Source organism: Micromonospora foliorum (genome assembly GCF_022229015.1).
Taxonomy (GTDB): Bacteria; Actinomycetota; Actinomycetes; order Mycobacteriales; family Micromonosporaceae; genus Micromonospora; species Micromonospora foliorum.
Genome location: NZ_JAKKFF010000207.1, coordinates 1 through 5,163, shown reverse-complemented (window position 1 = coordinate 5,163; position 5,163 = coordinate 1). Strand labels below are relative to the sequence as shown.

4 protein-coding genes are annotated in these 5,163 nt (G+C 70.6%); 3 read left to right on the top strand and 1 reads right to left on the bottom strand.

Annotation, left to right across the window (positions count from 1 at the left end; genetic code table 11):
- The first annotated feature begins 28 nt into the window (after positions 1-28).
- The 3 genes from PSH25_RS16260 to PSH25_RS16250 all read left to right on the top strand — a co-directional run bounded on the left by PSH25_RS16260 (position 29) and on the right by PSH25_RS16250 (position 3,517).
- A complete protein-coding gene (locus PSH25_RS16260) occupies positions 29-1,342 on the top strand; it encodes a hemolysin family protein (RefSeq protein ID WP_238659891.1) in 1,314 nt (437 codons plus the stop codon).
- Positions 1,335-2,336, top strand: coding sequence for a hemolysin family protein (locus PSH25_RS16255; protein ID WP_238659890.1), 1,002 nt, complete (start codon positions 1,335-1,337; stop codon positions 2,334-2,336). The genes PSH25_RS16260 and PSH25_RS16255 overlap by 8 nt, the downstream gene beginning before the upstream one ends.
- 167 nt (positions 2,337-2,503) lie before the next feature.
- Complete coding sequence (locus PSH25_RS16250; RefSeq protein ID WP_238659889.1) at positions 2,504-3,517, top strand: C40 family peptidase; 1,014 nt, start codon at positions 2,504-2,506, stop codon at positions 3,515-3,517.
- 55 nt (positions 3,518-3,572) lie between these two features.
- On the opposite strand, the gene PSH25_RS16245 is transcribed toward PSH25_RS16250, so the two are convergent.
- The coding region (locus PSH25_RS16245; protein WP_238659888.1) for an N-acetylmuramoyl-L-alanine amidase at positions 3,573-5,163 on the bottom strand (1,591 nt) is incomplete at its 5' end.

Below are 5,163 nucleotides of genomic sequence, written 5' to 3'. Positions count from 1 at the left end.
CATCGACGGCCTACTCTTGACGACGCTGTTGCCCCTGGTCGGCTTCGTAGCCCTGACCGCGGGCAACGCGTTCTTCGTCGCGGCCGAGTTCGCCCTGGTCACGGTCGACCGGGCGGAGATCGACCGGCGGGCCGCCGCGGGCGACCAGGCCGCCCTGACGGTACGCGCGGCGTTGCGCGAACTCTCCTTCCAGCTCTCCGGGGCGCAGCTCGGCATCACCATCACCGCGCTGCTCACCGGCTACCTGGCCGAGCCGGCCCTGGCTCGGCTCTTCACCCCGCTGCTGCGTCCGCTGGCCGGAGGCAGCACCGAGCGGCTCACCCCGTTCATCGCGTTGGCCCTGGCCACGCTGATCTCCATGCTCTTCGGCGAGTTGGTGCCGAAGAACGCGGCCCTGGCCCGGCCCATGCCGGCGGCGTTGGCCACGGCCGGCCCGATGCACACCTTCTCCCGGACGTTCGGCTGGGTGATCCGAGGGTTGAACGGCTCGGCGAACCGGCTGGTCCGGGCGCTCGGCGTGGAGCCGCAGGAGGAGTTGGCCAGTGCCCGCTCACCGGAGGAGCTGGGCCTGCTGGCGGGCATCTCGGCGCGGGCCGGCGCACTGCCCACGGACACCGCGATGCTGCTGCGTCGCACCATCCGCTTCGGTGACAAACGGGCCGCGGAGGCGATGACCCCCAGGGTGGACGTGGTCGCGCTGCGCGTCACGGCCACCGTCGCCGAGCTGCTGGAGGAGTCGCGGCGGACCGGGCGGACCCGGTTCCCGGTGTACGAGGAGACCCTGGACCTGGTGACCGGTGTGGCCGGTGTGCCCGACGCGCTGGGCGTGCCGCTGGCCGACCGCGCGTCGACGACCGTCGGCTCGGTGGCCCGCGAGCCGGTGTACGTGCCGGAGAGCCTGAACCTGGACGGTGTCCTGGCCGCGCTGAAGCAGGCCGGGGCCGACCTGGCCATCGTGGTCGACGAGTACGGCGGCACGGACGGCGTGGTGACCGTGGAGGACCTCGTCGAGGAGCTGGTCGGAGAGATCGCCGACGAATTCGACCCGGCGAGCGTGGACGACGACGGGTCGGCCGAGCTGACTGTGCCGGGCGGTGAGCGCACCGTGCTGGTCGACGGTGTGCTCCGCTCCGACGAGTTGGCCGAGCAGACCGGTTTCCGGCTGCCCGAGGGGCCGTACGAGACATTGGCCGGGTTCCTGATGGCCCAGCTCGGGCACATCCCGCTGGCCGGCGAGACGGTCGAGACGGAGGGCTGGGAGTTCACAGTGGTCGAGGTGGAGCGGCACCGGATCGAGCAGGTCCGGGTGTTGCGCCCGGCGGATCCGGACGACGATGACTGAGCTGCTGGTGACGGTGCTGTTGCTGCTCGGCAACGGGTTCTTCGTGGGCAGCGAGTTCGCGCTCATCGCGTCCCGCCGGACGGTGATCGAGCCGCTGGCCGCCGGGTCGAAGCGTGCCCGCTGGGCGTTGTCGGCGATGAACCAGATCCCGTTGATGATCGCTGGCGCGCAGCTCGGCATCACGGTCTGTTCGTTGGGTCTGGGCGCGATCGCCGAACCGGCGCTGGCTCACCTGCTGGAGCCGCCGTTCCACGCGGCCGGCCTGCCGGAGCGGGCGGTGCACCCGGTGGCGTTCGTGCTGGCGCTGGGCGTGGTGGTCTTCCTGCACACGGTCGTCGGCGAAATGGTGCCGAAGAACATCACGCTGGCTGGTCCGGAGGTCTCCGCGCTCTGGCTCGGCCCGGCGATGTTGGCGTTCTGTGTGGCCACCAAACCGTTGTTGCTCGCGATGAAATGGGCGGCCCGACGGGTGCTCGCGTTCTGGCGGATCGAGGCGTCCGAGGCGGTGAAGACGGTGTTCACCGCCGAGGAGTTGGCCGGGTTGGTTTCCCAGGCACGGACCGAGGGACTGCTCGACGCGGAGCAGCACGCGCGGATCACCGGCGCGCTGGCCCTGCACGCACGGACGGCGGCGGACGCGCTGCAACCGTGGTCGACGGTGGTGACGGTGGCCGAGGACGTCTCGCCGGCGTCGTTGGAGGTGCTGGCGACCCGGACCGGCCGGTCCCGGTTCCCGGTGGTGCAGCGGTCGACCCGTCGGGTGCTCGGCTTCGTGCACGTCAAGGACGTGCTCGGGTACGCCGGGCAGGGGCGCCGGTCCCCGGTGCCGGCCGACGTCTACCGGCCGCTGGCGGTGGTGCCGCCGGAGCGTACGTTGGCCGATCTGCTGCTGGCGATGCGCCGCGAGCGGAGGCACATGGTGCTGGTCAGCGACGGGCGTCGGCCGCTCGGTGTGGTCACTCTTGACGATGTATTGACCGCAATCGTTGGTTGATGGACCAATACCCTTGGTGTGCAAGCGGTTGCACGACAGTGATGGTTACCGCGCTCACCTTGATTACCGCCCCGAGCTTCCCTAATGTGGGGCACCGACCGCTGTGGGTCGTCTGCCTCGGCCCTTCCCTCACGCGAGGCGCCCGGCGGTCGGTTGCAAAGGAGTCGGTGCCGGTGGCAACCATGCCCCCTCATCGTCACGACCTGAATGCGTCTGCTCGCTCTGGCGGCCTGCGCCGCGCCGCGCACCGGGTGTTGATCCTGGTCGCCGCGGCGGCGGTCGGCGCCGGTCTGCTGACCGCGCCGGCACATGCCGCGCCCACGGTCGACGAGATCGAGGCGCAGATCGACAAGAAGTGGGAGCAGTTGGAGCCCACCATCGAGCAGTACAACAAGGTCCGGGCGCAGCTGAAGGTCAACCGACAGAAGTCGGCGGACCTGCAGAAGAAGATCGAGCCGCTGGCGCTGCAGAGCGAAATGGCGCTCAACCGGGTCGGTGACCTCGCCTCCCGCTACTACATCTCGGGCCCGTCCCACGACATCGGCGCGCTGCTGGTCAGCGCCAAGCCGGACACGCTCACCGAGCAGCTCACCATCCTCGACCGGCTCGCTTCGCAGGAGCGCAAGCAGGTCGAGGGTGTGCTGGCCGTGCGGGCCAAGTACGACGGCGAGAAGCAGAAGCTGGACGCGCTGATCGTCACCCAGACCAAGCAGCAGAACGAGCTGGCGGCCAAGAAGAAGCAGATCGACGCCGAGATCAAGCAGCTCGAGGCGTCGATGCCCAAGACCACCGTCAAGACCGCGGCCTGCCCGACGATCAACGGAGTGGTCAGCGCGGCCGCTCGCACCGCGATCAGGACCGCCTGCGGAAAGGTCGGCAAGCCGTACGTCTGGGGTGCCACCGGCCCGAACTCGTTCGACTGCTCGGGGCTGACCCAGTACGCGTACAAGGCGGCGGGGATCTACCTCACCCACCACACCGGTGACCAGTGGAATGAGGGCAAGGCCGTTTCGCGAGCCGACGCCCGGCCCGGTGACCTGGTCTTCTTCTTCTCCGGCCTGAGTCACGTCGGGCTGTATCTGGGCAACAACACAATGGTGCACGCGCCACGTGCCGGTAAACCGGTGCAGGTGTCCAGCATCAACACCATGCCTGTCGCCGGGTTCCGTAGACCCGGCTGATCCACCTCGCGCGACACGACGGCCCCCGGTCACCGACCGGGGGCCGTCGTGGTTCTCAGCCGGGCGCGCCCATCGGGGACGGCAACAACTGCACGTCGGCGAGGTCGACGTACATGATCCGGTGGCCGAACTGGATCTGCGCGTACCGGTTCTCGCCGCGAATCACCGTCCAGTCGCCGGGTGAGGAGCCGTCGAACGTGCTGGCCCGGTAGTACTCGCCGGCCAGCACCGCGCCGACGGCGTACCGCTGCCCGGCGGCCAGTGTGTACTGCAGCGGCGAGATCGCCTGGTAGGGCACGCCTTCCGGGTACGCCGCCTGCTCCGGGTAGGCCCGTCCGTAGACCGGAACGGTGGTCCGTCCGGGCTTCGGCGTGGCCACCACGCCGACGGTCCAGCTGGCGGTCGGGGCGGACGCCGGGTTGTGGAACCAGGCCCGCTGCCCGAGATACCAGATCGCCGTCCAGTCGCCCTGCCGGCCGGCCAGCGCGTAAGTCTGCCCGGCGGACGCCCGGGCCCCGTGGTCCGAGACAACCATCGTGTTCGGGGTGCCGTCCGGCCGGAGCGCGATGTCGTTGACCAGCGGCGCGTCCGCGGACGGTGCGCTTCTCAGCACCACCGCCGAGGAGCCCCGCGGCGCGCAGGGCACGCCCGCGGTGACGCAGCCGGTGAACGCCGGCTGGTTGGTGGCGTAGTCCGGGTCGATCCGGACCAGCCCGCTGGCCGGGGTGCTGGTGTCCAGTCGAGGGGCGTGCAGCAGGTCGAAGTAGTGCGTCCAGTCCCAGTACGGGCCCGGATCCCAGTGCATCCCCCGCACGTTCGAGGCGATGGTGCCGGGCACGTTGTCGTGGCCGATGATGTGCTGGCGGTCCAGTGGGATGCCCAGCCGCAGCGCCAGGTGCCGGACCAGCTTCGCCGAGGTCCGGTACATCGCCTCGGTGTACCAGGTGCCCTGCGCCGCGAAGCCCTCGTGCTCCAGACCGATCGACTTCGCGTTGACGTACCAGTTGCCGGCGTGCCAGCCGACGTCCTTGGTCCGCACGTGCTGGGCGATGTGCCCGTCGACCGAGCGCAGCGAGTAGTGCCAGCTCACGTAGGTCGGATCCTGGACGAGTTGCAGGGTCGTCGCCCAACTCGCCTCGGTGTCGTGGATGACGATGTACTCGATCTTCTGCCGCGCGGGCCGGTCGGAGAGGTCGTGGTTGCCGTAGTCCCCGTCGCCGAACGCCTCGTAGGGTGCCGGGATCCACTCGCAGGAGAGGGTCAGGGGGCACTCCACCCCGTCCGGGCGGGCCAGCCGGCGCAGGCCCAACCGGTCCAACCAGGAACGCTCGGGCCGCACCTCGCTGGCCGGCAGGGTGACCCGCTGGCCGTCGTCGGTCACCCGGGACTCGCCAGCACCGATGGTGGTGAAGACCTCGTCGGCGAAGGCCGCCGCGGCGTCGGCGCTGTCCGCGCCCGAGTAGCGGGCCACCGCGCCGTACCAGGCCGCCGGGTCGGTGTCCGCGCCCACCGGCGCGCCCAGATCCCTCTGGTACGCGCTCAGCAGCGCGGCCCCACCCCGGATGTTGAGGCCCACGTCGGTGCGCAGTGCCTCGGGGGCGGCGCCGGTCAGCGAGGCGGCGGCGTCCACGGTCTGCAACGCGGCG

Coding starts and splice junctions, on each gene's coding strand:
- PSH25_RS16255 (WP_238659890.1), top strand. CDS start 1,335: ATGACTGAGCTGCTGGTGACGGTGCTGTTGCTGCTCGGCAACGGGTTC.